Source organism: Sphaerimonospora cavernae, from assembly GCF_042435035.1.
Lineage (GTDB): Bacteria > Actinomycetota > Actinomycetes > Streptosporangiales > Streptosporangiaceae > Sphaerimonospora > Sphaerimonospora cavernae.
In genome coordinates this window covers 134,407-160,558 of the sequence record NZ_JBHMQT010000033.1, presented here as the reverse complement: position 1 = coordinate 160,558, position 26,152 = coordinate 134,407, and the positions used below count along the sequence as shown (strand labels likewise).

Below are 26,152 nucleotides of genomic sequence, written 5' to 3'. Positions count from 1 at the left end.
CAACTCCCATCCACAAGGGGTGTCAACCAATGAGAAAGAGATACGCCTCGTCGGCCCTTCTGGCCGCCGCTGTCGCGATGAGCCTGGGTCTGTCGGCCTGCGGCGGCGGCAGCGAGAAGAGCACCGGCACGGGTGACACCGGCAACGCGGCGGCCCAGGGCCCGCAGCCGGAGTTCAACGCCGCGGTGGAGAACGTGGTGAACCCCTCCGACAAGAAGGGAGGCACACTGAAGATGGCGGTCACCGAGGCGTGGGACTCCATCGACCCAGGGGACACCTACTACGCCATGTCCTGGAACTTCCTGCGCATCTACAGCCGGACGCTGGTGACCTACAACCTCGCCCCCGGCGCGAAGGGCCGCGAACTCGTCCCCGACCTGGCGGAGAGCCTCGGCGAGGCGACCGACGGCGGCAAGACCTGGACCTACAAGCTGCGCGCGGGCCTCAAGTTCGAGGACGGCACCCCCATCACGTCCAAGGACGTGAAGTACGCCGTGCTGCGCCAGCTCGACAAGGACACGTTCGTCAACGGCCCGACCTACTTCAACGACTACCTGGACCTGCCGAAGGACTTCAAGAGCGTCTACAAGACGCCGGACGTCAACACCGACTCCGCGATCGAGACGCCGGACGACCAGACGATCGTCTTCCACCTGAAGAAGCCCTTCGGCGGCTTCGACCAGTTCGCCGTGCTCCCCGCGACGGTCCCGGTGCCGAAGGACAAGGACACCGGCATCAAGTACCGCCAGCACCCCGTCGCCTCCGGCCCGTACATGTTCGAGAAGGTCGAGGAGGGCAAGCAGTACACCCTGGTGCGCAATCCCAACTGGGACCCGGCGACCGACCCGGTCCGCAAGGCGCTGCCGGACCGGTACGAGGTCCAGCTCGGCGTCGAGGCGAACGACCTGGACAACCGGATCATCGCGGGTGACCTGCACGTCGACATCGCCGGCACGGGCGTCCAGGCCGCGGCAGTCGGGACGATCATGGGTGACCCCGAGCTCAAGGCCCGGGCCGACAACCCGACCTCCCCGCGCACCTGGTACATCCCGATCCTCGACGACAACCCGCCGCTCGACAACGTCGAGTGCCGCAAGGCGGTCATCTACGCCGCCGACCGGGTGGGCCTGCAGAACGCCTACGGCGGGGAGCTCTCCGGCGAGATCGCCACGGGCCTCATGCCGCCGTCGATCGGCGGCTGGCAGAAGCTCGACCTCTACCCGACCGGCACCGGTGACGTGGAGAAGGCCAAGGCGGCCCTCGCGGCCTGCGGAAAGCCCGACGGGTTCGAGACGACGATGACCTTCCGCTCCGACCGTCCGAAGGAGCAGGCGGCCGCCGAGTCGATGCAGCAGGCGCTGGCCAAGGTCGGCATCAAGCTGACCCTGAAGGGGTTCCCCACCAGCGAGTACTTCGGCAGCTACGCCGGCAAGCCCGCCTACACCAAGAAGAACAACATCGGACTGGCCGCCCACGGCTGGCAGGCCGACTGGAACGACGGCTTCGGCTTCCTGTCGCAGATCGTGGACAGCCGGACGATCCGCGAGTCCGGCAACTACAACCTCAGCATCAAGAGCCCCGAGATCGACGCGCTGATCGACCAGGCCAGCGCCGAGACCGACGTCGCCAAGCGTGAGGCCATCTGGGGCGAGATCGACCGCAAGGTGATGGAGAACGCCTACGTGCTGCCCGCGGTGTGGGCGAAGGCGCTGACCCTCCGGGGCAAGGGCCTGACCAACGTCTACGTCACCGGCGCCTTCGACATGTACGACTTCCCGAGCTTGGGCGTCGAGTAACCGAGTCGAGCAACCGACAGGCAAGGCGCAAGGGGGCCGGCCGGACCGGCCGGCCCCCGGAGCCGGGGGAACAGTGGTCACTTACATCATCCGGCGGCTGATCGCCGCGGTGCTCATGCTGGTCGTGGTGAGCATCGTCACCTTCTCGATCTTTTTCGTGATCCCGAGACTCGCCGGGGTTACCGCCACCGACTTCGCCAACCGCTACGTCGGGAGCAAGGGCGCCACCGCGGAGACCGTGGTGCACCTGGCGGACAAGCTCGGCTTCAACGATCCGCTGACCGTGCAGTACGGCAGGTGGATCAAGGGGATCGTCGTCGGTTCCGACTTCGACACCGGGGCATCGATCGAGCACTGCCCGGCACCATGCCTCGGCTACTCCTTCATCACCAAGACGCCGGTGTGGCCGGAACTGCTGGACCGGTTGCCGGTGACGGCGTCGCTGGCGATCGGCGCGTCGATCATCTGGCTCGTCGCGGGTGTGGCCACCGGGGTGCTGTCCGCGCTGCGCCGGGGCAGCTTCTTCGACCGGGCCGCGATGGGCGTCGCACTCGCGGGCGTGTCGCTGCCGATCTTCTTCACCGGCATGATCTCGCTGGTCTTCTTCAGCTACAAGTTCGGCATCACCGCGCCGGGCGGCACCTTCGTGTCCTTCTCCGAGAGTCCGGTGCAGTGGGCGTACAGCCTGATCCTGCCGTGGATCACGCTGGCCTTCCTGTACGCCGCCAGCTACGCGAGGCTGACCCGCGCCGGAATGCTGGAGACCATGAGTGAGGACTACATCCGCACCGCCAGGGCGAAGGGCCTGCCGGAGTCCAGAGTGATCACCAAGCACGGCCTGCGCGCCGCACTCACCCCGATCGTCACGATCTTCGGTCTGGACGTCGGCCTGCTGCTGGGCGGCGCCATCCTGACCGAGACCACGTTCTCGTTGCCCGGGGTCGGCAGGTACGCGGTGCAGGCGATCAACGCCAACGACCTTCCGAAGATCATGGGGGTGGTCATGCTCACCACGTGCTTCGTGGTCGTCGCGAACCTGATCGTCGACCTGCTCTACGCGGTGGTGGACCCGAGGGTGAGGCTGGGATGACTTTCCTCGAACTGAAGGATCTGCGGATCCACTTCCCCACCGACGACGGACTGGTCAAGTCGGTCGACGGGCTGTCCTTCACGCTGGAGCGCGGCAAGACGCTCGGCATCGTCGGCGAGTCCGGATCGGGCAAGAGCGTCACCAGCCTGGGCATCCTGGGCCTGCACAAGGGCACTCGGGCGCGGATCTCCGGCGAGATCTGGCTGGACGGCGAGGAGCTCGTCGGCGCCAGCGTCGAGCATGTGCGTAAGCTGCGTGGCAAGAAGATGGCGATGATCTTCCAGGATCCGCTGTCCGCGATGCATCCGTACTACACGGTCGGCAACCAGATCATCGAGGCGTACCGGATCCACCACGACGTCAGCAAGAAGGTCGCGCGCAAGCACGCGATCGACATGCTCGCCCGGGTGGGCATCCCGCAGCCCGACCGCCGGGTCGACTCCTACCCGCACGAGTTCTCCGGCGGCATGCGGCAGCGGGCGATGATCGCGATGGCGCTGAGCTGCGACCCCGAGCTGCTGATCGCCGACGAGCCGACCACCGCGCTCGACGTGACCGTGCAGGCGCAGATCCTCGATCTCATGCGCGACCTGCAGCGCGACTTCAACGCGGCGCTGATCATCATCACGCACGACCTCGGCGTCGTGGCCGAGCTGTCCGACGACATCCTCGTGATGTACGGCGGAAAGTGCGTCGAGTACGGCTCGGCCGAGGACATCTTCGAGCGGCCCGAGCACCCCTATTCCTGGGGGCTGCTGGGCTCGATGCCGCGCCTGGACCGGGAGCCGACCGAGCGACTGCTCCCGATCCAGGGGTCGCCGCCGTCTCTGATCAACGTGCCGCCCGGATGCGCCTTCCACCCACGCTGTCCCTACGCCGACCGTACGGCGGGCCGGTCGCAGACCGAGGTACCCGAACTGCTGGAGACCCACGGCGGCCACCGGGTGCGCTGCCACCTGCCGAGCGACCAGCGGCGCGGCATCTGGGAGAACGAGATCAAGCCGAACCTGGAGGCGTCGTGACGACTGAGCCGCTGCTGACGGAGCCGCTGTTGTCCGTCCGGGGGCTGGAGAAGCACTTCCCGGTGACCGCCGGCCTGCTCAAGCGGCAGGTCGGCGCGGTCCGGGCCGTGGACGGCGTCAGCTTCGACGTGGTCAGGGGAGAGACGCTGGGCCTGGTGGGGGAGTCGGGGTGCGGCAAGACCACCACCGGCCGTCTGATCACCCGGCTGATCGAGCCGACCGGCGGAAAGATCGTGTTCGAGGGTGAGGACGTCACACACATGTCGCAGGGCCGCATGCGCCCGCTCCGCCGCGACATACAGATGATCTTCCAGGATCCCTACAGCTCGCTGAACCCCCGGCACACCGTCGGCGCCATCGTCGGCGCGCCGTTCCGGATCCAGGGGATCAAGACCGAGCACGGCGTCAAGAAGGCCGTGCAGGAGATCCTGGAACTGGTCGGCCTCAACCCCGAGCACTACAACCGCTATCCGCACGAGTTCTCCGGCGGCCAGCGGCAGCGGATCGGCATCGCCAGGACGCTCGCGCTCAAACCAAAGTTGATCATCGCGGACGAGCCGGTCTCCGCGCTCGACGTGTCGATCCAGGCCCAGGTGGTCAACCTGCTGGAGGACCTGCAGAACGAGCTCGATCTCACCTATGTGGTGATCGCGCACGACCTGTCGGTGGTCCGTCACATCAGCGACCGCGTCGCGGTGATGTACCTCGGCAAGATCGTCGAGATGGCCGACCGCAAGGCGCTGTACGAGACGCCGATGCACCCGTACACCAACGCGCTGCTGTCGGCGGTCCCGATCCCCGATACCAAGCGCCGCACCGAGCGGGAGCGCATCCGCCTGCAGGGTGACGTGCCCTCACCGCTCAACCCGCCGCCGGCGTGCCGGTTCCACACCCGGTGCTGGAAGGCGCAGGAGATCTGCCAGAAGGTCGAACCGCCGCTGACGGCACTCGCCCCCGGCCACCAGGTCGCCTGCCACTTCCCCGAGAACCTCTCCGGAAATCCCTCGGGGAACGCGCCGTCGGCGCCGGCGGACGGTCAGGAGAAGGAACCGGGAACGGCCAGCCCGGTCTCGTAGGCGAGGACGACCGCCTGGACCCGGTCGCGCAGCCCCAGCTTCGTGAGCACGTTGCCGACATGGGTCTTGACGGTCGTCTCGCTGACCACCAGCCCCGCGGCGATCTCGGCGTTCGACATGCCCTTGGCGATCAGGCGGAGCACCTCCAGTTCGCGCTCGGTCAGCCGGTCGAGCCGCGCCGGGGTCGCCTGCTGGTGCGCCGAGGGCAGCCGGGCCGCGAACTTGTCCAGCAGCCGCCGCGTCACGCTCGGCGCCACGATCGCGTCGCCGGCGGCCACCACCCGGATGGCCTGCACCAGGTCGTCCGGCGGCACGTCCTTCAGCAGGAACCCGCTCGCGCCGGCGCGCAGCGCCTCCACGATGTACTCATCCAGGTCGAACGTGGTCAGCACGAGCACCTTCGGGACGTGCGCGCTCGGCGCCGCATCCTTGACGATGCGCCGGGTCGCCTCGATGCCGTCGGTCCCCGGCATGCGCACGTCCATCAGCACGACGTCGGGCAGCAGGGCCCTGGACTGGTCCATCGCGGTCGCGCCGTCGCCGGCCTCGCCGACGACGGTGATGTCGGGCTCTGCCTCAAGGATGAACCGGAAGCCCGTACGCAGCAGCGGCTGGTCGTCAACCAGTAACACCCTGATCGTCATGCTGTTTCCTTGAGGGGGCCGCCCCCGAGGGGGCTGTGGGTGCGGGGGCTGTGTGTGAGGGGACTGTGTTTGAGGGGGCTGTGTGTGAGGGGGCTGTGATTGAGGGGGAACTGAGCACGGACCTCGAATCCACCCCCGCTCCGGGGGCCGATCCGCAGGACACCACCATAGAGCGCGACGCGCTCCCGGATGCCCACCAGCCCGTGCCCTTTCCCGTCGGGGCGGGCGGGATCGGCCGCCGCGCCGCGCCCGTCGTCTTCGACGTGGACCGTCAGCCGGTCCGGCTCGTACCGTACGGTCACCCAGGCGCCGGCCGCCGGTCCGGCGTGACGCAAGCTGTTGGTGAGGGCCTCCTGCACCAGGCGGTAGGCGGCCAGGTCGATGCCCGGCGGCAGCGCACGCCGGTCGCCCTCCACCCGTAACCGGATGCGCAGGCCGGCCTCCCGCATCTGCTCGACCAGCGTCTGCAGATCTGCCATGCCCGGCTGGGGACCTCGCTCGGCCGGGCCGTCCGTACGCAGCACGCCCACGATGTTGCGCATCTCGGCCATCGCCGTACGGCCCATCTCCTCGATCGCGGTCAGCGCGTCGCGTGTGACGCCGGGATCACTGTCGAGCATCTTGCGCGCGGCCGCGGCCTGGACGGTCATCACGCTGACATGGTGCGCCACGACGTCGTGCAGCTCGCGGGCGATCCGGGAGCGCTCCTCGGCCCGCGCCGCCCGGGTGTCGGCCTCGCGGGCACGCTCGAGCCGGTCCGCCCGTTGCACCAACTCGGCGAGGTAGGCGCGGCGCAGCCGGATGGCCCGGCCGCTCACCCAGCAGAGCATGATGATCACAATGATCACCGCGTGGTCGGGCCACGCCAGCGGGAGAGGTGAAAGGTCGGTCCCGACGGCGTAACCGACCATGGTGACGGCGAGGCCGGCCAGGCTCAGCGCCAGCCCCCGGTGCGCGGCCACCGTGTAGAGCAGGATCAGGCCGGCGATCTCGCTGAGCCCGGTGTGGTAACTGAGCGAGTCGAGCGCCCACTCCGGGACCGTGGTCAGCGCCAGCAGCATGAACGGCCAGCGCCGCCGCAGCGCCACGGGCAGTGTGCACAGCGCCGCCAGGATCAGGTTCAGCGCGTCCGGCGGGCGGATCTCCACGTGCAGGGCCGCCTGTAACCGCGCGACCCCCTCCGGGCCCATCAGCACGATCATGGCGAGTGAACAGGCCGTCAGCACCACCGCGAGGAGCGAGTCGCCGAACAGGGGATGAGACCTGAACCAGGACCGGAGACCGGCGGGGGTGGTGCGCACGTTCCAAATCTAGGCCGTCGATCTGGCAGTCCACCCTGCTCGGGAGGGATATCGGGCTCCTCCCAACGGATGAGGCACACCTGAGGACCTGCCGGTCACGGTTGGGTCACATCTCGTCGGTGGCGGCCCGCCTGCTCGCCCGCGCGGACAGACGCGGCTCCCGGTCCGGGACCGGCGGCGGCGTGCCGCCGAACTCCGGGCACAGCGCCTGGTGGTCGCACCAGTCGCACAGCCGGGAGCGCCGGGATCGCCACTCGCGGGTGCGGACCGCACGCTCGATCGCCGTCCACAGCGCCTGCACCTTGCGCTCGGTGGCCCGCAGGTCGGCCTCGTCCGGCACGTAGCGTAGGATCTCGCCGTTGCCCAGGTACATGAGCTGGAGCATCCGCGGCACGGCGCCGCCGCTGCGCCACAGCGCCAGCGCGTAGAACTTCATCTGGAACAGCGCCTTCGCCTCGAAGTCGCGCCCAGGAGCGGCGCCGGTCTTGTAGTCCACGATCCGCGTCTCGCCGGTGGGCGCCACGTCGAGACGGTCGATATAGCCGCGCAGCAGCAGGCCGCTGTCGAGCACGGTCTCCACGTACATCTCCCGCTGCGCCGGCTCCAGCCGCTGCGGATCCTCCAGCGTGAAGTAGCGCTCCACCATGCCCCGGGCCTGCGTCAGCCACGTGCCCTGCTCCTCGTCGCTGGAGAAGAGCCCGCCGTAGTCGGGCTCCTCCTCGAGCAGCCGGTTCCACTGCGGCTCCAGCAGGTCCAGCGCCGCCGCCACGGTACGGCCCTGCGCCGGAAGGTCGTACAGCCGCTCCAGCACGGCGTGGACGAGCGTGCCCCGCACCGCCGCCGGGGAGGGCCGCTCGGGAAGCTGGTCGATCACCCGGAACCGGTAGAGCAGCGGGCAGGTCATGAAGTCGCCGGCACGGGAGGGGGACAGCGCGCCGATGATCGAGCGCTCTTCGGCGAGGGTCATGCCCTGCACTGTAGGACACCCGCCCGACAGAACGCCTCTCGGCCTCATACGCTGATCCCACCTCGTGGCGCGTAGCATCGGGGTCAAGGGATGGAGGGCGGCGAGCATGAGCACACCTGTCAACGGGTCGTCCCCCGGGCTGCGGATGGGGCGCCCGTTCGGTATTCCGGTGTACGTCTCACCGACATGGCTCATCGTGGCGGCGTTCATCACGATCACTTTCCAGCCGCAGGTCGCCGACAGCCTGCCCGGCTACGGCGAGATGGCGACCTACGCGGTGGCGCTGGTCTTCGCGGTCCTGCTGTACCTCTCGGTCCTGCTGCACGAACTGGCCCACTGCGTCGTCGCCAAACACTACGGGCTGCCGGTGCGTCGCATCACGCTGTACATGCTGGGCGGCGTCTCGGAGATCGAGCGCGAGCCGGAGACGGCGGGCCGCGAGTTCAACGTCGCCTTCGCCGGTCCGCTGCTGTCGCTGGGACTGGCCGGGATCGGCTTCCTGGCGTACGAGTTCCTCGTGCCGCCCACCGGCATCGTCACCGTGCTGGTCTGGCAGCTGTGGGTGTCGAACCTGATCGTCGGCATCTTCAACCTGCTGCCGGGGCTGCCGCTCGACGGCGGCAGGATGCTGCGCGCCGCGGTCTGGAAGGCCACCAACCGGTCCGGGACCGGCACGCTCGCCGCCGCCTGGGTGGGCCGCAGCGTGGCCGTCGCGGTGGTCGCGGTGCCGCTGCTGCTGAACCTGATGGCCGGTCAGGAGCCGAGGCTCGGCCAGATGCTGTGGTCGGTCGTGCTCGCCTCGTTCATCTGGGTCGGGGCGTCCCAATCTCTGCGAGTCGCCCGGGTCAGGGCCCGGCTGCCGCAGCTGCGGGCCCGGCTGCTGGCCCGGCGGGCGATCCCGGTCACCGCGGGCACGCCGCTGGCCGAGGCGCTGCGCCGCGCCGCCGAGGCGGGCGCGGGCGCGATGGTCCTGGTCGACCACGACGGACGGCCGGTCGGGATCGTCAACGAGGCCGCCGTCAACGCCACCCCCGAGCAACGCAGGCCGTGGGTCGACGTCGGCTCCGTGACGCGCAGCCTGGAGCCGTCGCTCGTGCTCGGTGCCGACCTGGAGGGGGAGTCGCTGCTCGACGCCATGCGCGATGCCCCGGCGGGGGAGTACCTGTTGGTCGAGCGGGGTGGCGAAATCTACGGCGTGCTGGCCACCGCCGACGTCAACCGCGTGTTCAGCGGGGTCTGAACGTTCCGGTTGGGGTCGGTCCCAGGAGACCATCGGCTGTCACTTTTGCTACGTTCTGGGGGGCGAACGGTATCGGCCGCGGCGCCGTTCATCCGGTGGCGTTTCCGGGAGGGAGAGTTCTGTGACGGAACAGGGCGTGGGGGTGGTCCGCCCGCTGCCGGGGGAGGGCGTGGTCGCTCATCTGAACGGCTTAATGCTGGTGTGCGCGACCGGCCAGCCGGTCGAGGAGTTGCTGGGCGCGCTGCACGAGACGGTCGTGGCCGGCGGGGACGGCCGCGCCCTGGCCCGCAGGGTCGCCCATGTCCTCGCCCGGGCCATGGGCGGCCAGGTCACGAGTGAGCCGGTGGCCTGCGCGGTGGCCGGCCCGGTCGACGGCGGCGCGGCCGTGCTGGTGAGCGGCGCCGCGCTCGCGACCGTCTCGGGCGGCCCGGACGGCGACGTCCACCTGGCCGGGCGGGACGCGCTCACCTGGACCGACCGGCTGGTGGCCGGCCCGGTCACCAAGATCGAGTTGCGGCTTCCCGGCGCCGGACCGGCGGCCCCGTACGCGCGACTCGACGGCGGCGTGGTCACCGGAGCAGGCCTCGAATGCGACCTCACCCAGGGCGGCGAGCGCGCGTTCCCTCCGCTGCCGTCCGCCGTGCCGCAGCACCAGCCCCAGCCGGTGCGGCCCTCCCTGCCCGGCCCGCCCGAGCCGATCGCCGCACAGGAGCCGGTGGTTCCGGCGCCCGTCGCCCCCGGGCCGATAGCGCCGCCCGCGCCGCCCCCGCCGCTGCTGTCGTCCCCGCCCCTGCCGCCTCCGCTTCCGGCGCCGCAGGCCTCCCAGCCCCTGGCCGAGCCCATGCCCCCCATGCCCGATCAAGGCCACATATCCGGCCCGAATGGGGGACCGTTCTTCGGGCCGATCTCTGAGCCGATTCCGGGCCCGATTTCAGGTCCGTTTTCAGGGCCCGGCGCGGGGCCGGGAGACCGCGTGCCGTCCGAGGAGCAGGCACTGCCGGAAAACATGCCGCCGGACCTGGCCGCCGCGGACGAGGAGCCGGGAGAGATCACGCGGCTCGAGGCTCCCTCCGACTCCGGGGGACTGTTCATGGTCTACGGCGTCGACTGCATGAACGACCACTTCAACGATCCGCGCGCGCCGTACTGCGCGGTCTGCGGAGCTGGGATCGACCAGCGGGCCGTCGTGCCGTACAAGGGGCCCCGCCCGCAGTTGGGCGTGCTCGTGCTCGACGACGGGGTGGCGCTGTCGCTGGACGGCGACTACGTGCTGGGCCGCGACCCCGAGCGCGCTTCCGAGGTCCAGTCGGGTGAGGCCAGGCCGGCCCGGGTCACCAGCCCTGACGGCTCGGTGTCGCGGCGGCACCTGCGGGTGTCCCTGATCGGCTGGGACGTCAACCTCATCGACCTCGGCTCGGTCAACGGGACGCAGATCCAGCCGCCGGGTGACCCGAACTTCTACGACATCCCGCCGAACGAGCCGGTCCCGATCCTGCCCGGCACGACCGTAAGGGTCGGCGTCTCCCGGACCATGCGCTACGAGGCCCGCCGCGGCGCGTAGACATCCCCCAGCTCCTGTCCCGTGATCTTGCAGTTTCTCGCAACCCATCCTTCTGGCCTGCATGTTTCCTATGGGTGATCTTGCAGATACTCGCGGGCGAGCCGTCTGACCTGCACCTACGCATTCCGTGATCTTGCAGTTGTGAGTGCAAGATCACGGACGATGTTCTCGCTGTTCAGGGCATATGCCTGCGAGAAACTGCAAGATCATGAACGTGAAGTTCCTGGTCAGGGCCCGATGTGCGAGTATTCGCAAGATCACGGCTAGAGGGGGGGGCTCGTGATCACGGGACAGGATGTGGCGGGATGCGACGGGGGCCGGGGGTCATGGGCGCAGGCGCGCCCACTGGAGGTCGTCGACGCGGGTGCCGTCCGGGCCGGGCAGCAGGCCTTTCGCGAGGTGTTCGCGGGTGAAACCGGCCCGTTCGAGCACGCGGTGTGAGGCCGTGTTGCCCGGATCGGTGCCGGCGACGATCCTGCCGAGGGCGGTGTCGGCGAAGGCCCACTCCACGAGCAGGTTCACCGCCCGGGTGACCAGGCCCCGTCCGCGGAAGCGAGGGTGCAGGCTGTAGCCGACCATGGCCTGACCCAGCGGCGGGATGATGTTGGCGAGTTGGATGTCCCCCGCGAACGCACCGGTCGCGGCGTCTCTGATCGCCATGTCGGCCCGCTGCCCGGCCAGCCACCGGTGGCCGGCGTACCGGCAGCGTTCCTCGGTCTCCGCACGCTCGAGCGCCTTCGGGGGCACGCGGTAGCGCATGATGTCCGGCATGTTCGTCATCGCGTGCCAGTCGTCGGCGTCGGCCGCCGTCAGCGGCGTGAGCCGTACGACGCCGTCGCCGAGTGAGCCGTGCGGGAAGCCGCCGGGGAGGAACGGCAGGAGGGGCTTGATCGGGTCGCCGGAGTCCGTGGCCAGCCGGGCGAACGCCGCCATGTCGGCACGCGAGCCGTCCCGGTTGCCCCCCGCTCCGCGCAGCACGCCCTCACGGGTGAACCCGCCGCGGCAGGCGACCTGCTGGCTGGGGATGTTCTCGACGTCGGCCAGCAGCGATATGCGCGGCAACCCGTGGGCGAACGCCCAGTCGGCGAGCGCGCGCAGCGCGGTCGTCGCGATGCCCCGGCCGCGCGCCCACGGCGCGAGCCAGTAGCCCACATCGGCGCTGCCGAACTGATCCGGCGGCTTCAGGCCGATGGCGCCCAGGACCTCCTCGGTCGCTCGGTCGGCGATCACGAAGTAGGCCCCGCCGGCCTTCCAGGTGTCCGGTGTGGTCACAGCGATCCACGCCAGTGCGTCGTCCCGGGTGTACGGCGAAGGGAGGACCGGGATGAACCGGGCCGACACCGGATCGGCACAGGCCCGGGCGATGGCGTCGGCGTCCGCCTCGACGGGGAGTCGCAGGACGACCGGTCCGGCGGAGACGACCTCTGGGGGAAACATGCTCGATTGTTATCCGTCACGCGGCCGTCCCGCGACGGATTTCCCGCCTCGCCCAGGGCACTAGCCTTTTCGGCATGGGTTTTCGCAGGCACGGGCCGTTCCAGGCCGGAGATCAGGTTCAGCTCACCGACCCGAAGAACAAGCGGCACACGGTGACGCTGAAGGAGGGCGGGGTCTTCCACACGCACAAGGGGTCGATCCCGCACGACGACCTGATCGGGCAGCCGGAGGGCTCGGTCGTGCGCTCCTCGGGCGGCACGGCGTACTTGGCGTTCCGGCACCTGCTGCCGGACTACGTCCTGTCGATGCCGCGCGGCGCGGCGGTGATCTATCCCAAGGACGCGGCGCAGATCGTCGCGATGGCCGACATCTTCCCCGGCGCCAGAGTGGTGGAGGCCGGGGTGGGGTCGGGTGCGCTCACGTGCTTCCTGCTGCGCGCCGTCGGGCCCGAGGGGTCGGTCACATCCTATGAGCGGCGGGCGGACTTCGCCGAGGTGGCCACGAAGAACGTGCAGAAGTTCTTCGGCGGCCCGGTGGACCAGTGGCGGCTGGTGGTCGGCGACTTCGTGGCGTCGCTCGACGAGACGGACGTCGACCGGGTGATCCTCGACATGCTCGCGCCGTGGGAGTGCGTCGACGCCGCCGCCAAGGCGCTCACTCCGGGTGGCGTTATTTGCTGTTATGTCGCGACAACCACCCAGATGTCCAGAACGGTGGAAACCCTCCGCGAGCACGGGAGTTTCACCGAGCCCCACGCGTGGGAGACCTTGGTTCGCGACTGGCATGTCGAGGGCCTCGCCGTACGGCCCGATCATCGGATGGTCGGCCACACCGGCTTTCTTGTCACGGCCCGTCGCATGGCGGAGGGGGTCACCCCGCCGCCGAGGAGGAGGCGCCCGGCAAAGGGGGCGTACGGAGAAGGGGCCGAACTAGTGTGACGATTCAGCCACAAACCGGCAAAACCGCGTGACACGGGACCATAAGGGTGTGTTCCTAATGTTGAGCCGATTAAACGGTCCATTAGGTATCAAACGCCGAACACCCAACGTAACTACACGAACACTGCCCGGCCAGGTTACGTACAGCGCCAAGATAGGTAGGGTCTTGAGTAGTCGTTCTCGACGGGGAAGGAGGTGACGGGGCGTGGCAGCTCGCGACGACGCCGAGGCTCGAGCCGCGCAGCGCGAACGGGAGGTCGCGGATCTCACAACACAGGTCTCCTTCCTGCAGGAGGAGATCACCGCGCTGAGGCGGAAGCTGGCCGAGTCTCCCCGGCAGGCCAGGATCATCGAGGAGCGTCTCCATGAGGCGCAGGCCCAGGTGGCCGCCCTCACCAGCCAGAACGAGCGGCTGGTTTCCACCCTCAAGGAGGCCAGGGACCAGATAGTCGCCCTCAAGGAGGAGGTCGACCGGCTGGCACAGCCGCCGTCCGGCTTCGGAGTGTTCCTCGAGGCCAGGGAAGACGACACGGTGGAGGTGTTCACCGGCGGCCGCAAGCTCCGGGTGAACGTGAGCCCGGCCGTGGACGTCGAGTCGCTCAGGCGTGGCCAGGAGGTCATGCTGAACGAGGCGCTCAACGTCGTGGAGGCCCTCGGCTACGAGGATGTCGGCGAGATCGTCATGCTCAAGGAGCTCCTTGAGGACGGCGACCGCGCCCTCGTCATCTCGCACGCCGACGAGGAGCGGGTGGTCAAACTCGCGCACTCGCTGCTGGACCAGCCGCTGCGCGCCGGCGACTCCCTCCTGCTCGAACCCCGGTCGAACTACGTGTACGAGCGGATCCCGAAGGCCGAGGTCGAGGAGCTCGTGCTGGAGGAGGTCCCGGACATCTCCTACGAGGAGATCGGCGGTCTCAGCCGGCAGATCGAGCAGATCAGGGACGCCATCGAGCTGCCCTACCTGCACGCCGATCTGTTCCGGGAGCACCAGCTCCGCCCGCCGAAGGGCGTGCTGCTGTACGGCCCGCCCGGTTGCGGAAAGACGCTCATCGCCAAGGCGGTGGCCAACTCCCTGGCCAAGCAGGTCGCGGAGAAGACCGGCCAGTCCGGCAAGAGCTTCTTCCTCAACATCAAGGGTCCCGAACTGCTGAACAAGTACGTCGGCGAGACCGAGCGGCACATCCGCCTGGTCTTCCAGCGGGCCCGGGAGAAGGCGTCCGAGGGCACCCCGGTGATCGTGTTCTTCGACGAGATGGACTCGATCTTCCGGACCCGGGGATCCGGCGTCTCCTCCGACGTGGAGAACACCATCGTCCCTCAGCTGCTGTCGGAGATCGACGGAGTCGAGGGTCTGGAGAACGTCATCGTCATAGGCGCGTCCAACCGCGAGGACATGATCGACCCTGCGATCCTGCGGCCCGGCCGCCTGGACGTGAAGATCAAGATTGAGCGGCCGGACGCCGAGGCGGCCAAGGACATCTTCTCGAAGTACCTGGTCAGCGAACTGCCGCTGCACGGGGACGACTTGGCCGAGCATGACGGCAGCCGCGCGAGCACGATCCTGGAGATGATCCAGCGGGTCGTCGAGCGGATGTACGCCGAGAGCGAGGAGAACCGCTTCCTGGAGGTGACCTACGCCAACGGCGACAAGGAGGTCCTGTACTTCAAGGACTTCAACTCCGGGGCCATGATCCAGAACATCGTGGACCGCGGTAAGAAGATGGCGATCAAGGAGTTCCTCGACACCGGGCAGAAGGGCCTGCGGATCTCGCATCTGCTGGCCGCCTGTGTCGATGAGTTCTCCGAGAACGAGGACCTGCCCAACACCACCAACCCCGACGACTGGGCCCGCATCTCCGGCAAGAAGGGCGAGCGGATCGTCTACATCCGCACGCTCGTCCAGGGCAAGCAGGGCACCGAGGCCGGCCGGTCGATCGACACGGTCGCCAACACGGGCCAGTACCTGTAACCACCCGGTACCTGTCCGCGACGTGATGGGAGGCGGGGGCGCGATCCGGCCGGATCGCGCCCCCGCTTTCTTGTCGAATTCTCCTCGAACGCGGGGTCTCGGCAGCGTATCGGCCGCGTCTCCGCATGGACAAGATTCGTAAATCGGGGAACCGGTCCGGATGTGATCACGTCAAAGGGGAGTGATCTACCTAGGCGTTGCCGGGGACAAGGCCGCGGGGGGCCGGGCTACTGCGGACAGGGACACCGGAGACACGGCCAACGGGGGCGGCGACACCCAGGTGTTCAAGGGCCGCCGACTCGTCGAACTCGACGCCCTCAGGTTCGTCGCGGCGTTCGCCGTGATGTCGTTCCACTTCATGGCGGCCAGCCGCTCCCTGTGGAACCAGTTCCCGACCACGGTGTTTCCCGAGGTGAGCCGTCTGACGACGCTCGGCATCCTCGGTGTGGAGCTGTTCTTCCTCATCAGCGGGTTCGTCATCCTGATGAGCGTGTGGGGCCGCACGGTCGGCCAGTTCGCGATCTCCCGGGTGTCCCGGCTGTACCCGGCGTACTGGTTCGCCGTTTTGGTCATCTTCATTCTCTACCGCTTCAGCGGCGTCGCGGGCTTCGACCCCAAACTCGACGACGGCGAATACCTGCTCAACCTGACCATGCTGCAGGGCGCGTTCGGGGTGGGACACGCGGGCGGCGTCTTCTGGTCGCTGTGGGTGGAACTGCGGTTCTACGTCCTCGTCGCGGTGTTCTCGCTGTTCGGGATCACCGTACGGCGATGCCTGGTCTTCATGGGGGCCTGGCTCCTGCTGGCCCTGGCAGCCGAGATCACCCAGAACGAGGTGCTGGTCTTCGTCTTCCTGCCCCGGCAGGCTTCCTACTTCATCGGCGGAATGGCCTTCTACCTGATCTACCGGTTCGGCGCGCGGGCCTGGGCGCCGTGGGTGTTCGTGGCCGCCTCCTTCGCGATGTCCCTCTACGCGGCCCAGGAGCGTGTGGGGTCGCGGGTGGACGCGATCGGCCTCAAGCACTTCCCGGCGCCGCCGGAGGGAGTGTTCGTCGCGATAGCGCTGATCTACCTGCTGATGGCCGGCGTCGCGCTCGGCTGGCTGCGGTGGCTGCGCTGGCGGCCCCTGATCACCGTGGGGGCCCTCACCTACCCGCTTTACCTGCTGCACCAGAACGTCTCGGCGGTCCTCATCCCCAGCTACCGGGACGATCTCAACCCGTGGCTGCTCACCGCCATCACGATGGGCGTCTCGGCGGTCCTGGCCTATCTGGTTTACCGAATCGTCGACAAGCCAGGCCAGCGGCTGCTCAGGGCCGCGCTGGAGGCGTTGCGCGGCAGTGTCCGCCCCGCCGGAGGTTCCAGGCGAAGTCATCGGGCATCTGTGCCGTAAGTGTCCGGCAACAGGGCATAGAGAAAGGGCCAGGGAGTGTTGACGCGGCCCGCGTCCGGCAGGGCATGGTTTGTGAAACATGACCTAGGCTCGGGGATATAAGTGATGACGGCCTTGAGCGGGCGGGGTGCGAATGACGGTACGGCGGGTGATGGGCATCGAGACCGAGTACGGCATCGCCGTGCCCGGGCAGCCCGGGGCGAACGCGATGGTGACCTCCTCACAGGTCGTCAACGCCTACCTGGCGGCATCGGCCGCGCGTGCGCGCCGCGCGCGCTGGGATTTCGAGGAGGAGAATCCGCTCCGCGATGCCCGGGGCTTCGACCTGGCCCGTGAGGTGGCCGACCAGAGCCAGCTCACCGACGAGGACCTCGGCCTGGCCAACGTGATCCTCACCAACGGCGCGCGGCTGTACGTGGATCACGCCCATCCGGAGTACTCCACTCCCGAGTGCACCAATCCGCGCGCGGCGGTGATCTGGGACAAGGCGGGGGAGCGGGTCATGTACGACGCGGCGGTCCGCGCCTCGGCGATGCCCGGCAACGCCCCCATTCAGCTCTACAAGAACAACACCGACGCCAAGGGCGCCTCCTACGGCTGTCACGAGAACTACCTGATGCGCCGGGCCACGCCGTTCGCCGACATCGTCCGCCATCTGACGCCGTTCTTCGTGTCCCGCCAGGTGGTCTGCGGCGCGGGGAAGGTCGGCATCGGCCAGGACTCGCGCGGCGACGGCTTCCAGATCAGCCAGCGGGCCGACTTCTTCGAGGTCGAGGTCGGCCTGGAGACCACGCTCAAGCGGCCGATCATCAATACCCGGGACGAACCACACGCCGACCCCGAGAAGTACCGACGCCTCCACGTGATCATCGGCGACGCCAACATGTCGGAGATCTCGACATATCTGAAGCTGGGGACCACGGCGCTGGTGCTGGCGATGATCGAGGAGGGCTTCCTCACCGTCGACCTCACGCCCGAGTCGCCGGTCGCGGCGCTGCGGGCGGTGTCCCACGACCCGACCTGCCGGTACGAGATCGCCCTGCGTAACGGGCGGAAGATGACGGCCGTCCAGCTCCAGATGGAGTATCTCGAGCAGGCCCGCAAGTACGTCGAGGACCGGTTCGGCACGGGCGTCGACGAGATGACCAAGGACGTGCTGGCCCGCTGGGAGTCCGTGCTCACCCGGCTCGCCGAAGATCCGATGCAGCTTTCCAGAGAGCTCGACTGGGTGGCCAAGCTGGAGATCCTGGAGGGCTACCGCACCCGGGACGGGCTGCCCTGGTCCCACCCGCGCCTCCAACTCGTCGACCTGCAGTACTCCGACATCCGCCCCGACCGCGGTCTGTACAACCGCCTCGTGGCGCGGGGCCGGATGCAGCGGCTGGTGAGCGAGGAGGAGGTGGACCGTGCCGTCGAGCTGCCGCCCACCGACACCCGCGCCTACTTCCGCGGCCGGTGCCTGCGCCAGTACAGCGACGCGGTGGCGGCCGCCTCCTGGGATTCGGTGATCTTCGACATTCCGGGCCGGGAGTCGCTGCAGCGCGTGCCGACCCTGGAGCCGCTGCGCGGGACCAAGGCGCACGTGGGGGGCCTCCTCGACCGGTGCCGCACCGCCGCCGACCTCGTCGCCGCGCTCACCGGGGAGAGCTGACCGAGTCCCGTTCCCAGGCCGGGGCTCAGAGTGCTGAGCTGTGGGGAGCCGGGCCGTGGGGAGCCGGGCCGTGGGGAGCGGCGTTCAGCGCGCGTCGGCCCGGCGGCGCGGCCGGGATGCCGCGCCGCCGGAGAAACTCGATCAGCACGGCTGCCGTTTGCTCGGCCGTCGGCCGTCGGCGCGGGTCACGTCGCAGCAGCGCCGTCAGCAGGGCGGTGAGCGGCCCGGCCGACCGCGGCGGGACGGGTTCGTCGGCGGGGGCGGGGGGCACGCCCTCGATGCCGTAATACAGCGTGGCGCCGAATGACCACAGGTCGGCCGCGGCCGAGGCCGGCGCCCCGTGCAGCCGTTCGGGCGCGAGGTAGACCCCGGTCCGCGCGATCGGGACCGTGACGGACGACGAGGAGTCACGGTCGAAGGCCGCGATCCCGAAATCCGTGAGGACCACCCGGTCCTCGGTCAGCAGGACCGTGCCCGGCCGGATGTCCCCGTGCAGCACGCCCATCGCGTGCGTGTGCCGTACGCCGGCCAGGAGCTGGAAACCCACCCAGGCGCCCCAGTGCATCGGCAGGCGCCCCAGGTGTCGTACGGTATCGGCGAGCGTGAGGCCCTGTAACAGTTCGGTGACGATCCAGAGCCGACCCCGGTCCTCCAGCAGATCGTGCACGGTGATGATCGCCGGATGGCTCAGCCGGGCGGCGGAGCGCGCCTCGCGCAGAGCCTGCCGCCGAGCCGCCGGGAGGTCCACCTCATCCGCCCGGTACGGTGGCTGCACCTCCTTGATCGCGACGTCCCGCTTGAGGCGCAGATCGTGCGCGTGCCACATGATCCCCGCGCCGTCGCGGCGCAGTGGGGAAAGCAGCAGGTAGCGTTCCGCCAGCAGTCTCCGTTCTCCGGTCTCCATCAGCCACCCGTCGTCCCCTGTTCCCGTGGATCACATTCTCCCCGGGAACGGTCCCCGGGCGTGACCGTTGGCGGCGCCAGAGGGTCCGACCCCGATAACGATCCGGTCTACCTGGGCGATTGTGGAAAAGATCGCGGGACCTTTCGCGCGCATTGTCTGCCGGTTCGGGGAAGATATGGAGGGAGAGGGTCCCCCGAGCACCGGAGGTGGGAGAGATGGCGACCAAGGAGACCGGCGGTCAGAAGCAGACCGGCCGTCAGGACCATGAGGTCGAGGAGGTCGAGGCGCAGGCGTCCCCGGATGTGCAGGAGCGCCAGGAGAAGCTCACCGACGACGTCGACGCGATCCTCGACGAGATCGACGAGGTCCTCGAGGAGAACGCGGAGGAGTTCGTCCGCAGCTACGTGCAGAAGGGCGGACAGTAGCAGCTCCAGAAGCAGGAGAGAGCGGGTCAGAGCCGGGAAAGCCGGTCAGGCGCGATTTCGAAGGGACTTCGAAGGGACGGGCGCGAACCGCACCGAATTCTCTGAGACCTCCAGCGGGGCGGCGGGGAAGCCGAGCACATCGGCCAGGAAATCCCCGTGGATGATGGCCTCGGTGGCCACCGGATGCGCGGCCACCGGGCGGATCTCCAGCCATCCGCCCCTCTCCCGCTGTACGATCGCCATCACTCCCTCAGCCGAAACACCGGAAAGCACCCCCTCGTCGGCTCCGGCAGTGCTCGCCCGCCGTCGGGGTTCACTTCACCTACGTCCCGCTGTTCGCTCGCCGCCCGGAGAGATCCCGCCCGGAGAGATCCCGTCCGGAGAGATCTCGGCGGACTCGCCTCCCAGAGGGATCCCGACGGACTCGGCGTACTTGCGGGCGATCAGTTGGGCGGTGACGATGTCGCGCAGCGCCCCGTCCAGCCCGGTGAGCGGCGGTTCGCCCTGGGTGACGAACCGGTGGAAGGCGACGAGTTGCCGCTCGAACGCCTCGGCGACGTCCCGGAAGACCATCGTCCGTTCGGTGGTGCCCACCCGCGACCGGACGGTGAGCCGGGTGGGCGCGTTGAGGAGATACGGGGAGGGGAAGTGCAGTTCCAGCGAGCCGTGCTCGTGGTGCAGCGTAACCGTCTCGTGGTAGGCAGGATAGCTCGGCAGATAGTGCCAGCGCAGGCCGAACCTCCCGGAGCGCGACCCTGCTGATGATCCCGCCGGCGGCCCGGGCAGGACCCCGGCCACCTCGACCGACGGTGGGAAGGCGTCCAGCGGCCAGACGGCCACGTGATCCACGGTCGGCACCGTCTCGGTGTCCGGCCTGAAGGACGAACCAGGGGACGAACGGGCGGATGAACCGGCGGGCGGTCCAGTGGACGGCCCAGGGGACGGCTCGGTGAACAGCCGGATCAGTGACAGTTCGTGGCTGATGCTCCCCAGCAGGACCTGCGAGTAGAGCCGCCGCACCCGATCGGGCGCGGTGCCCAGCGCCGCGGTGATCGAGCGCTCCTCGGCCTCCAGGTACGGCGCGAGCCGCTCGGGGGCATGGCCGGAGGCGCGGGGCCGGGCGAACAGGCGTTGGGACTCCCCGGAGGGATGTAGCACGGTGACGTCCAGATGGCGTACGCACTCCGGGCCCCCGGCCTCATGGAGACACTCCAGCAGCCGCTGGACCGCGGGGTCGTACTGCTTCATGTAGCCGACCATCAGCCGGGCCCCGTGCTCCGTCAGGCCGCGCACCTCGGCGTGGCTGTAGGCCAGGGGCTTCTCGCACAGCACCCAGTGGCCGCGCTCCAGCGTTGCCCGCACAAGGCCGCCGTGACATCCGGGGGTGAGCACCAGCACCGCGTCGAACCCGTCCCCGTCCAGCATTTCCACCGGGTCGCCGTACGCCCGGGCGCCGATCTCGCCGCCGACCTCCTCGGCGTGGCCGAGGTCCAGATCGCACACCGCGGCGACCCGGAACATGTCCCGCCGCCGGGCCAGCAGGGGCAGGTAGACCACCTGCGCGACCACGCCCAGCCCTACGAGGCCCACCCTCAACGCGTCCACGGCCTTACCGTCCCCCCGCATCACCTGTTCACGGCATCACCTGTTCACGGCATCTGACGTCCCCCGGCCCGAACAGGTGGAAACCGTACGGCGCGGGCTCCGGTTCGCACTGAGCTGATCGGGAAGAGTGCAACGAGTGGGGAGACATGAGTAGGGTCGGGCGTAACAACGCAATCTTGGAGGGAGTCGCGTGGCATCTCAGCAGGCCTGGATGAACCACCTCTTCACTAACACGGGGTCGTCGTCGTTCACCGAGTTCCTCGGGGCGTACGCCCCGAATCTGCTGCCCACCCGGGAGCAGGCACTGGCGGCCCCGGTGGGCGACCAGATCCCGCACGCGACCACGATCGTCGCCGTGACCTGCGCGGGCGGAGTCGTCATGGCAGGTGACAGGCGCGCGACCTCCGGAAACATCATCTCGCAGCGGGACATCGAGAAGGTCTTCCGCACCGACGACTATTCCTGTATGGGCATCGCGGGCACCGCGAGCATGGGTCTGGAGGTGGCCCGACTCTTCCGGGTCGAGCTGGAGCACTACGAGAAGACGGAGGGCAGGTCGCTGTCCACCGAGGGCAAGGCCCAGCGCCTGGCCACCATGATCCGTGGCAATCTGGGCATGGCCATGCAGGGCCTGGCGGTCGTCCCGCTGTTCGCGGCGTACGACCCGAACGCGGGCAAGGGCCGCATCTTCAGCTACGACGTGGGCGGCGGGCCGTACGAACAGCATGATCACCACTCGATCGGCTCGGGCTCGATCTTCGCCCGGGGCTCGCTGAAGAAGCTGTACCGGCCCGGCTCCACCCCTCGGGACGCGGTGCTGGCGTGCCTGCACGCGCTCTACGACGCGGCCGACGACGACTCGGCGACCGGCGGGCCCGACGTCACGAGGAAGATCTGGCCGGTGGTCGCCGTGATCACTGAGGACGGCTTCCGCCGCCTGCCGGACGAGGAGGTCGCCGAGCTCGTCCAGTCGATGCTGGAGGGGCGGATGACCGAACCGGAAGGCCCGACCGCGCCGCTGCGCTGACGATAGAGAGAGGAACACCCCCGGTGTCCATGCCCTTTGGATATGCCTCACCCGAGCAGATCATGCGGGACAGGGCGGAGTATGCGCGTAAGGGCATCGCGCGTGGCCGCAGCGTGGTCGTCATGCAGTATGCGGACGGCATCCTGTTCGTGGCGCCCAACCCCTCCAAGGCCCTCCACAAGATCAGCGAGATCTATGACCGGATCGGTTTCGCCGCGGTCGGGCGGTACAACGAGTTCGAGTCGCTCCGCCTGGCCGGCATCCGCTACGCCGACATCAACGGATACACGTTCAACCGCGGCGACGTGACCGGCAGGGGGCTCGCCAACCTCTACGCCCAGCAGCTTGGGATGATCTTCACTGAGTCGATCAAGTCGCTTGAGGTGGAGATCGTCGTGGCCGAGGTCGGGGAGGCCCCTGCCGACGATCAGATCTACCGGCTCACCTTCGACGGCTCGGTCTTCGACGAGCAGGGCATGGCCGTCATCGGCGGTCAGTCCGACGCGGTGGCCGGGCGGCTCAAGGAACGCTACCAGGACGGGCTGCCGCTGCCGCGCGCCCTCGACGCGGCCCTGGCAGCGCTGACCGAGCCGGGTGGCGACCGGCCGCCGGCCACCCAGTTGGAGGTGGCGGTCCTGGACCGGAGCCGGGAGCATCGCAAGTTCCTCCGGCTCACCGGCGCACGTCTGGAGCGTCTGCTGGCCGAGGCCGAGGCATCCGCCGGGCCGCCTGAGGCCCCAGAGGGGGCCGAGAGCCAGGGAACCGCGGATGGGGGTACGGCTCCCGCGGGCGGCGAGGCTCCGCCGCCCACCGCGCCGGAGGGCGACGTCGACGCCGGCTCGCCGGAGTAGCCGGGAGGCAGGCCGGGGCCGTCGGATCGTACGGAGTCGTGATCGAGGTCATACTCATGGTCACAACCAGATTGAGAGTTCGCTAGTCTCATCCGGTTATGACGACATTTGACCTCTTCCGGCGGGTGGCGGTCCCGGCCGCGGCCGCCGTCACCCTCCTCTCCCTGGCCGCCTGTTCCGGCGCCGACGGCTCCCCCGCGCCCACCGTGACGGTGACGGTGACCGCGACGCCGTCGGAGCAGCCCGCCGAGCCGTCAGCCGAGCCGTCCGCGGAGACGCCGACCGAGGGGACGCCGGCGCCGGAGGGCTCGGCGAGCCCCGGACCGGTCGCCCAACCGACGGAGGACGATGAGCGGCCGCCGATCTCGGTCAAGACCCCGCCGATCCACGGGGAGGTCATCCAGTCCGATCCGGGGCACGACTTCACCAAGGGCATCAGTCCGAGCCGGGACGGCATCGTACGCGGGGAGATGCGGGCGATGCAGGACGCGAACGTGGCCGAGTACGTTCCCGTGCGCTTCGTGCGGGAGTACGGCGGTTCGACGACCGGCCACTTCGAGGGCCCGCCCAAGGGCGACGTGACGGCCTTCGCCGCGCCGATCGCCAAGGACGTCGTCTTCCTGAGCGCCGTCGGCTGCGACGGGAAGGATCAGACGATCGACGGAAACTACCTGGGCACCCAGCGCTGCTCGCGGGACAGGCTGGTCTCGCTGACCGACAAGGGCGGCTTGTACGCGCTGATCACGGTGAAGAACCGCCAGATCGTCGAGGTCGTGCAGATCTACGCGGCCTGATCCCTGTTCGATTCCCCGAAACGGGGAATAGGGTTAGGTGATGGACAGACGCATCTTCGGGCTGGAGAACGAGTACGGCGTCACCTGCACGTTCCGTGGGCAGCGGAGGCTGTCACCGGACGAGGTGGCGCGGTACCTGTTCCGGCGAGTGGTGTCCTGGGGCCGATCGAGCAACGTCTTCCTGCGCAACGGTGCGCGCCTCTACCTCGACGTGGGAAGCCATCCGGAGTACGCCACCCCGGAGTGCGACAACGTCGTGGAGTTGGTCACCCACGACAAGGCGGGTGAGCGCATCCTCGAAGGACTCCTCGTGGACGCGGAGAAGCGGCTCCGCGAGGAGGGCATCGCAGGGGACATCTACCTGTTCAAGAACAACACCGACTCGGCGGGCAACTCCTATGGTTGCCATGAGAACTACCTGGTCGGACGGCACGGGGAGTTCGGCCGGCTGGCCGACGTCCTCATCCCGTACCTGGTGACCCGGCAGATCATCTGCGGCGCCGGAAAGGTTCTGCAGACCCCGCGCGGCGCGGTCTACTGCGTGTCGCAGCGGGCCGAGCACATCTGGGAGGGGGTCTCCTCGGCGACCACCCGATCGCGGCCGATCATCAACACGAGGGATGAGCCGCACGCCGACGCCGAGCGGTTCCGCCGGCTCCACGTGATCGTCGGCGACTCGAACATGAGCGAGAGCACCATGCTGCTCAAGGTCGGCGCGACCGATCTGGTGCTGCGCATGATCGAGGCCGGCGTCGTGATGCGTGACCTGTCCCTGGAGAACCCGATCAGGGCCATCCGGGAGGTCTCCCACGACATGACCGGCCGGCGACGGGTCCGCCTGGCCAACGGACGGGAGGCCTCGTCACTGGAGATCCAGCAGGAGTACCTCACCAAGGCCGCCGACTTCGTCGAGCGACGCGGCGGCGACGAGATCAGCAAGCGGGTCCTGGAGCTGTGGGAGCGCACGCTCAGGGCGGTGGAGACGGGCGACCTCGACCTCGTCTCGCGGGAGATCGACTGGGTCACCAAGTACCAGATGATTGAACGTTACAGACAGAAGTACGATCTGCCGCTGTCGTCCCCCCGCGTCGCGCAGCTCGATCTGGCCTACCACGACGTGCACCGCAAGCGAGGTCTGTTCTACCTCCTGCAGAAGCGCGGGGCGGTCGAGCGGGTGGCGAGCGACGTCAAGATCTTCGAGGCGAAGTCGGTTCCGCCGCAGACCACGAGAGCCAAGCTGCGCGGAGAGTTCATCCGCAAGGCGCAGGAGAAACGGCGCGACTTCACCGTCGACTGGGTCCACCTGAAGCTGAACGACCAGGCCCAGCGCACGGTGCTGTGCAAGGATCCGTTCCGCAGCGTGGACGAGCGAGTGGAGAAGCTGATCGCCGGAATGTGATCCTTTATCTCGTGCAGACGGTGGGTTCGGGTAGTGTTTCCCGGACCCACTTGTCGTCCCGAGGAATCTCACATGCGCCGCCGTACGGCAATCGCCGCCGCCACCGTCATACCCTTGATGCTCGCCGCGGCCTGCGGCACCGCCCAGCGGACCACCGCCGGTGAGAGCCCCTCCGCCAGTGCCGCCGCGGCGCCGTCGGGGCCGGTGGCCTCCGCCGACGGCATCAAGGTCGAGGGGAGCGTCGGCAAGAAGCCCGACGTCACCTTCCCGGCCGGAAATCCCGCTCTGACCTCGGTCTCCCGCAGGATCATCGAGGGTGAAGGCACGCCGGCCAAGGACGGGGACGTGCTCGCCGCGAGTGTCACCGTCTACACCTGGGACGGCAAGGAGAACAAGTCGGCGGGCTCGGCCTACGACCAGGGCAGGGCGGAGTTCGTCAGCGTCAGCCCGCAACTGCCCAAGCCGCTGCACGAGGCCCTGGTCGGCGCGAAGCCGGGCAGCCGGACGCTGGCGGTCATCGCCAAGGACGTCCTGCCACCCCAGCAGGTCGAGGAGGCCAAGCAGCAGGGGGTCGACTTCGACACCACCAACCAGGTGATGGTGATCGACGTGGAGTCGGCGGTGCGGAAGTCCGTGGAGGGCGCCGCCGTCGACCCCGGCGTCAAGGGCGTCAAGGTGGAGAACCCGGATGGGGACAAGGCGCCCACGCTGACCACCAAGACCGACGCCAAGCCGTCCGACAAGCTCGTCGTCAAGACGGTGATCGAGGGCACCGGGCCCAAGGTCGAGGCCGGTCAGACGATCATGGCCCACTATGTCGGCAAGATCTGGGGCAGCGACAAGGAGTTCGACTCCAGTTGGAAGCGCGGCGAGCCCGCGTCGTTCTCCCTCGACCAGGTCGTGAAGGGATGGTCCCAGGGCCTCGCCGGGGTCCCGGTCGGCAGCCGCGTGCTGCTCACGATCCCGCCGGACCTCGGGTACGGCAAGGACGGCAACAAGGACGCCGGGATCAAGGGCACCGACACCCTGGTCTTCGTCGTCGACGTCCTCGGCGCGGCCTGA

Annotated in this window: 23 protein-coding genes; 16 read left to right on the top strand and 7 right to left on the bottom strand. The window is 69.0% G+C overall.

Annotation, left to right across the window (positions count from 1 at the left end):
- Nucleotides 1-29 precede the first annotated feature (29 nt).
- The 4 genes from ACFHYQ_RS15745 (at nt 30) to ACFHYQ_RS15730 (ending at nt 4,984) form a co-directional block, all read left to right on the top strand.
- A complete protein-coding gene (locus ACFHYQ_RS15745) occupies nt 30-1,796 on the top strand; it encodes an ABC transporter substrate-binding protein (protein ID WP_394301889.1) in 1,767 nt (588 codons plus the stop codon).
- A gap of 73 nt (nt 1,797-1,869) precedes the next feature.
- Nucleotides 1,870-2,886 carry an ABC transporter permease gene (locus ACFHYQ_RS15740; protein ID WP_394301888.1) on the top strand — a complete coding sequence of 339 codons (1,017 nt, stop codon included), beginning with the start codon at nt 1,870-1,872 and terminating at the stop codon, nt 2,884-2,886.
- Complete coding sequence (locus tag ACFHYQ_RS15735; RefSeq protein ID WP_394301887.1) at nt 2,883-3,908, top strand: ABC transporter ATP-binding protein; 1,026 nt, start codon at nt 2,883-2,885, stop codon at nt 3,906-3,908. The genes ACFHYQ_RS15740 and ACFHYQ_RS15735 overlap by 4 nt, the downstream gene beginning before the upstream one ends.
- Nucleotides 3,905-4,984, top strand: coding sequence for an ABC transporter ATP-binding protein (locus tag ACFHYQ_RS15730; protein WP_394301886.1), 1,080 nt, complete (start codon nt 3,905-3,907; stop codon nt 4,982-4,984). Before ACFHYQ_RS15735 ends, ACFHYQ_RS15730 begins: the two co-directional genes overlap by 4 nt.
- Here ACFHYQ_RS15730 and ACFHYQ_RS15725 read toward each other — a convergent pair.
- From ACFHYQ_RS15725 to ACFHYQ_RS15715, 3 genes are all read right to left on the bottom strand, one after another.
- A complete protein-coding gene (locus ACFHYQ_RS15725) occupies nt 4,945-5,628 on the bottom strand; it encodes a response regulator (RefSeq protein ID WP_394301885.1) in 684 nt (227 codons plus the stop codon). The two genes, ACFHYQ_RS15730 and ACFHYQ_RS15725, sit on opposite strands and share 40 nt — an antisense overlap.
- Nucleotides 5,625-6,929, bottom strand: coding sequence for a sensor histidine kinase (locus ACFHYQ_RS15720; protein WP_394301884.1), 1,305 nt, complete (start codon nt 6,927-6,929; stop codon nt 5,625-5,627). Before ACFHYQ_RS15720 ends, ACFHYQ_RS15725 begins: the two co-directional genes overlap by 4 nt.
- A 106-nt stretch (nt 6,930-7,035) precedes the next feature.
- Nucleotides 7,036-7,896: a RecB family exonuclease gene (locus ACFHYQ_RS15715; protein ID WP_394301883.1), complete on the bottom strand. Its 861-nt coding sequence runs from the start codon at nt 7,894-7,896 to the stop codon at nt 7,036-7,038.
- A 106-nt stretch (nt 7,897-8,002) separates the two neighbouring features.
- Here ACFHYQ_RS15715 and ACFHYQ_RS15710 point away from each other — a divergent pair, with 106 nt between their 5' ends.
- Together ACFHYQ_RS15710 and ACFHYQ_RS15705 are read left to right on the top strand one after the other, a co-directional pair.
- The gene (locus tag ACFHYQ_RS15710; RefSeq protein ID WP_394301882.1) at nt 8,003-9,136 is read left to right on the top strand and encodes a site-2 protease family protein; all 1,134 of its coding nucleotides are present in this window, start codon (nt 8,003-8,005) and stop codon (nt 9,134-9,136) included.
- A 121-nt stretch (nt 9,137-9,257) separates the two neighbouring features.
- On the top strand, nt 9,258-10,697 hold the full coding sequence (locus tag ACFHYQ_RS15705; protein WP_394301881.1) for an FHA domain-containing protein: 1,440 nt from the start codon (nt 9,258-9,260) through the stop codon (nt 10,695-10,697).
- A gap of 324 nt (nt 10,698-11,021) precedes the next feature.
- Here ACFHYQ_RS15705 and ACFHYQ_RS15700 read toward each other — a convergent pair whose 3' ends face one another.
- A complete protein-coding gene (locus tag ACFHYQ_RS15700; protein ID WP_394301880.1) occupies nt 11,022-12,134 on the bottom strand; it encodes a GNAT family N-acetyltransferase in 1,113 nt (370 codons plus the stop codon).
- Nucleotides 12,135-12,208: 74 nt separating this feature from the next.
- Here ACFHYQ_RS15700 and ACFHYQ_RS15695 point away from each other — a divergent pair, with 74 nt between their 5' ends.
- From ACFHYQ_RS15695 to dop, 4 genes are all read left to right on the top strand, one after another.
- Nucleotides 12,209-13,072, top strand: coding sequence for a tRNA (adenine-N1)-methyltransferase (locus tag ACFHYQ_RS15695; RefSeq protein ID WP_394301879.1), 864 nt, complete (start codon nt 12,209-12,211; stop codon nt 13,070-13,072).
- Between the two features lie 205 nt (nt 13,073-13,277).
- Nucleotides 13,278-15,041 (top strand): proteasome ATPase, encoded by a 1,764-nt coding sequence (arc, locus tag ACFHYQ_RS15690; RefSeq protein WP_394301878.1) that lies wholly within the window; start codon nt 13,278-13,280, stop codon nt 15,039-15,041.
- Between the two features lie 181 nt (nt 15,042-15,222).
- On the top strand, nt 15,223-16,434 hold the full coding sequence (locus ACFHYQ_RS15685; protein WP_394301877.1) for an acyltransferase family protein: 1,212 nt from the start codon (nt 15,223-15,225) through the stop codon (nt 16,432-16,434).
- 133 nt (nt 16,435-16,567) lie between these two features.
- Nucleotides 16,568-18,085: a depupylase/deamidase Dop gene (gene dop, locus ACFHYQ_RS15680; protein WP_204017282.1), complete on the top strand. Its 1,518-nt coding sequence runs from the start codon at nt 16,568-16,570 to the stop codon at nt 18,083-18,085.
- Between the two features lie 25 nt (nt 18,086-18,110).
- Here the strand turns inward: dop and ACFHYQ_RS15675 are convergent, their stop codons facing one another.
- Nucleotides 18,111-18,989 (bottom strand): serine/threonine-protein kinase, encoded by an 879-nt coding sequence (locus ACFHYQ_RS15675; RefSeq protein WP_394301876.1) that lies wholly within the window; start codon nt 18,987-18,989, stop codon nt 18,111-18,113.
- A 215-nt stretch (nt 18,990-19,204) separates the two neighbouring features.
- Here ACFHYQ_RS15675 and ACFHYQ_RS15670 point away from each other — a divergent pair, with 215 nt between their 5' ends.
- Nucleotides 19,205-19,414, top strand: a complete 210-nt coding sequence (locus ACFHYQ_RS15670) for a ubiquitin-like protein Pup (protein WP_204017280.1) — start codon at nt 19,205-19,207, stop codon at nt 19,412-19,414.
- A gap of 45 nt (nt 19,415-19,459) precedes the next feature.
- Here the strand turns inward: ACFHYQ_RS15670 and ACFHYQ_RS15665 are convergent, their stop codons facing one another.
- Both ACFHYQ_RS15665 and ACFHYQ_RS15660 read right to left on the bottom strand, forming a co-directional pair.
- Nucleotides 19,460-19,657, bottom strand: a complete 198-nt coding sequence (locus tag ACFHYQ_RS15665) for a hypothetical protein (RefSeq protein ID WP_394301875.1) — start codon at nt 19,655-19,657, stop codon at nt 19,460-19,462.
- A 75-nt stretch (nt 19,658-19,732) separates the two neighbouring features.
- The gene (locus ACFHYQ_RS15660) at nt 19,733-21,019 is read right to left on the bottom strand and encodes a Gfo/Idh/MocA family protein (RefSeq protein ID WP_394301874.1); all 1,287 of its coding nucleotides are present in this window, start codon (nt 21,017-21,019) and stop codon (nt 19,733-19,735) included.
- A gap of 211 nt (nt 21,020-21,230) precedes the next feature.
- On the opposite strand from ACFHYQ_RS15660, the gene prcB reads away from it, so the two are divergent.
- The 5 genes from prcB (at nt 21,231) to ACFHYQ_RS15635 (ending at nt 26,152) form a co-directional block, all read left to right on the top strand.
- Nucleotides 21,231-22,046 carry a proteasome subunit beta gene (gene prcB / locus ACFHYQ_RS15655; RefSeq protein WP_394301951.1) on the top strand — a complete coding sequence of 272 codons (816 nt, stop codon included), beginning with the start codon at nt 21,231-21,233 and terminating at the stop codon, nt 22,044-22,046.
- 29 nt (nt 22,047-22,075) lie between these two features.
- A complete protein-coding gene (prcA, locus tag ACFHYQ_RS15650) occupies nt 22,076-22,897 on the top strand; it encodes a proteasome subunit alpha (protein WP_394301950.1) in 822 nt (273 codons plus the stop codon).
- Nucleotides 22,898-22,995: 98 nt separating this feature from the next.
- The gene (locus tag ACFHYQ_RS15645) at nt 22,996-23,691 is read left to right on the top strand and encodes a hypothetical protein (RefSeq protein WP_394301873.1); all 696 of its coding nucleotides are present in this window, start codon (nt 22,996-22,998) and stop codon (nt 23,689-23,691) included.
- A 40-nt stretch (nt 23,692-23,731) separates the two neighbouring features.
- Complete coding sequence (gene pafA, locus ACFHYQ_RS15640; RefSeq protein ID WP_204017277.1) at nt 23,732-25,090, top strand: Pup--protein ligase; 1,359 nt, start codon at nt 23,732-23,734, stop codon at nt 25,088-25,090.
- A 72-nt stretch (nt 25,091-25,162) separates the two neighbouring features.
- The gene (locus ACFHYQ_RS15635; RefSeq protein WP_394301872.1) at nt 25,163-26,152 is read left to right on the top strand and encodes an FKBP-type peptidyl-prolyl cis-trans isomerase; all 990 of its coding nucleotides are present in this window, start codon (nt 25,163-25,165) and stop codon (nt 26,150-26,152) included.

Bases quoted from the DNA above. Each gene is read 5' to 3' on its own strand.
- pafA (WP_204017277.1), top strand. From the start codon at position 23,732: ATGGACAGACGCATCTTCGGGCTGGAGAACGAGTACGGCGTCACCTGC.
- ACFHYQ_RS15695 (WP_394301879.1), top strand. From the start codon at position 12,209: ATGGGTTTTCGCAGGCACGGGCCGTTCCAGGCCGGAGATCAGGTTCAG.
- ACFHYQ_RS15725 (WP_394301885.1), bottom strand. From the start codon at position 5,628: ATGACGATCAGGGTGTTACTGGTTGACGACCAGCCGCTGCTGCGTACG.
- prcB (WP_394301951.1), top strand. From the start codon at position 21,231: ATGAACCACCTCTTCACTAACACGGGGTCGTCGTCGTTCACCGAGTTC.
- dop (WP_204017282.1), top strand. From the start codon at position 16,568: ATGACGGTACGGCGGGTGATGGGCATCGAGACCGAGTACGGCATCGCC.
- ACFHYQ_RS15715 (WP_394301883.1), bottom strand. From the start codon at position 7,896: ATGACCCTCGCCGAAGAGCGCTCGATCATCGGCGCGCTGTCCCCCTCC.
- ACFHYQ_RS15735 (WP_394301887.1), top strand. From the start codon at position 2,883: ATGACTTTCCTCGAACTGAAGGATCTGCGGATCCACTTCCCCACCGAC.
- ACFHYQ_RS15635 (WP_394301872.1), top strand. From the start codon at position 25,163: ATGCGCCGCCGTACGGCAATCGCCGCCGCCACCGTCATACCCTTGATG.
- ACFHYQ_RS15745 (WP_394301889.1), top strand. From the start codon at position 30: ATGAGAAAGAGATACGCCTCGTCGGCCCTTCTGGCCGCCGCTGTCGCG.
- ACFHYQ_RS15665 (WP_394301875.1), bottom strand. From the start codon at position 19,657: ATGGCGATCGTACAGCGGGAGAGGGGCGGATGGCTGGAGATCCGCCCG.
- ACFHYQ_RS15710 (WP_394301882.1), top strand. From the start codon at position 8,003: ATGAGCACACCTGTCAACGGGTCGTCCCCCGGGCTGCGGATGGGGCGC.
- ACFHYQ_RS15675 (WP_394301876.1), bottom strand. From the start codon at position 18,989: ATGGAGACCGGAGAACGGAGACTGCTGGCGGAACGCTACCTGCTGCTT.
- ACFHYQ_RS15670 (WP_204017280.1), top strand. From the start codon at position 19,205: ATGGCGACCAAGGAGACCGGCGGTCAGAAGCAGACCGGCCGTCAGGAC.
- prcA (WP_394301950.1), top strand. From the start codon at position 22,076: ATGCCCTTTGGATATGCCTCACCCGAGCAGATCATGCGGGACAGGGCG.
- ACFHYQ_RS15645 (WP_394301873.1), top strand. From the start codon at position 22,996: ATGACGACATTTGACCTCTTCCGGCGGGTGGCGGTCCCGGCCGCGGCC.
- ACFHYQ_RS15700 (WP_394301880.1), bottom strand. From the start codon at position 12,134: ATGTTTCCCCCAGAGGTCGTCTCCGCCGGACCGGTCGTCCTGCGACTC.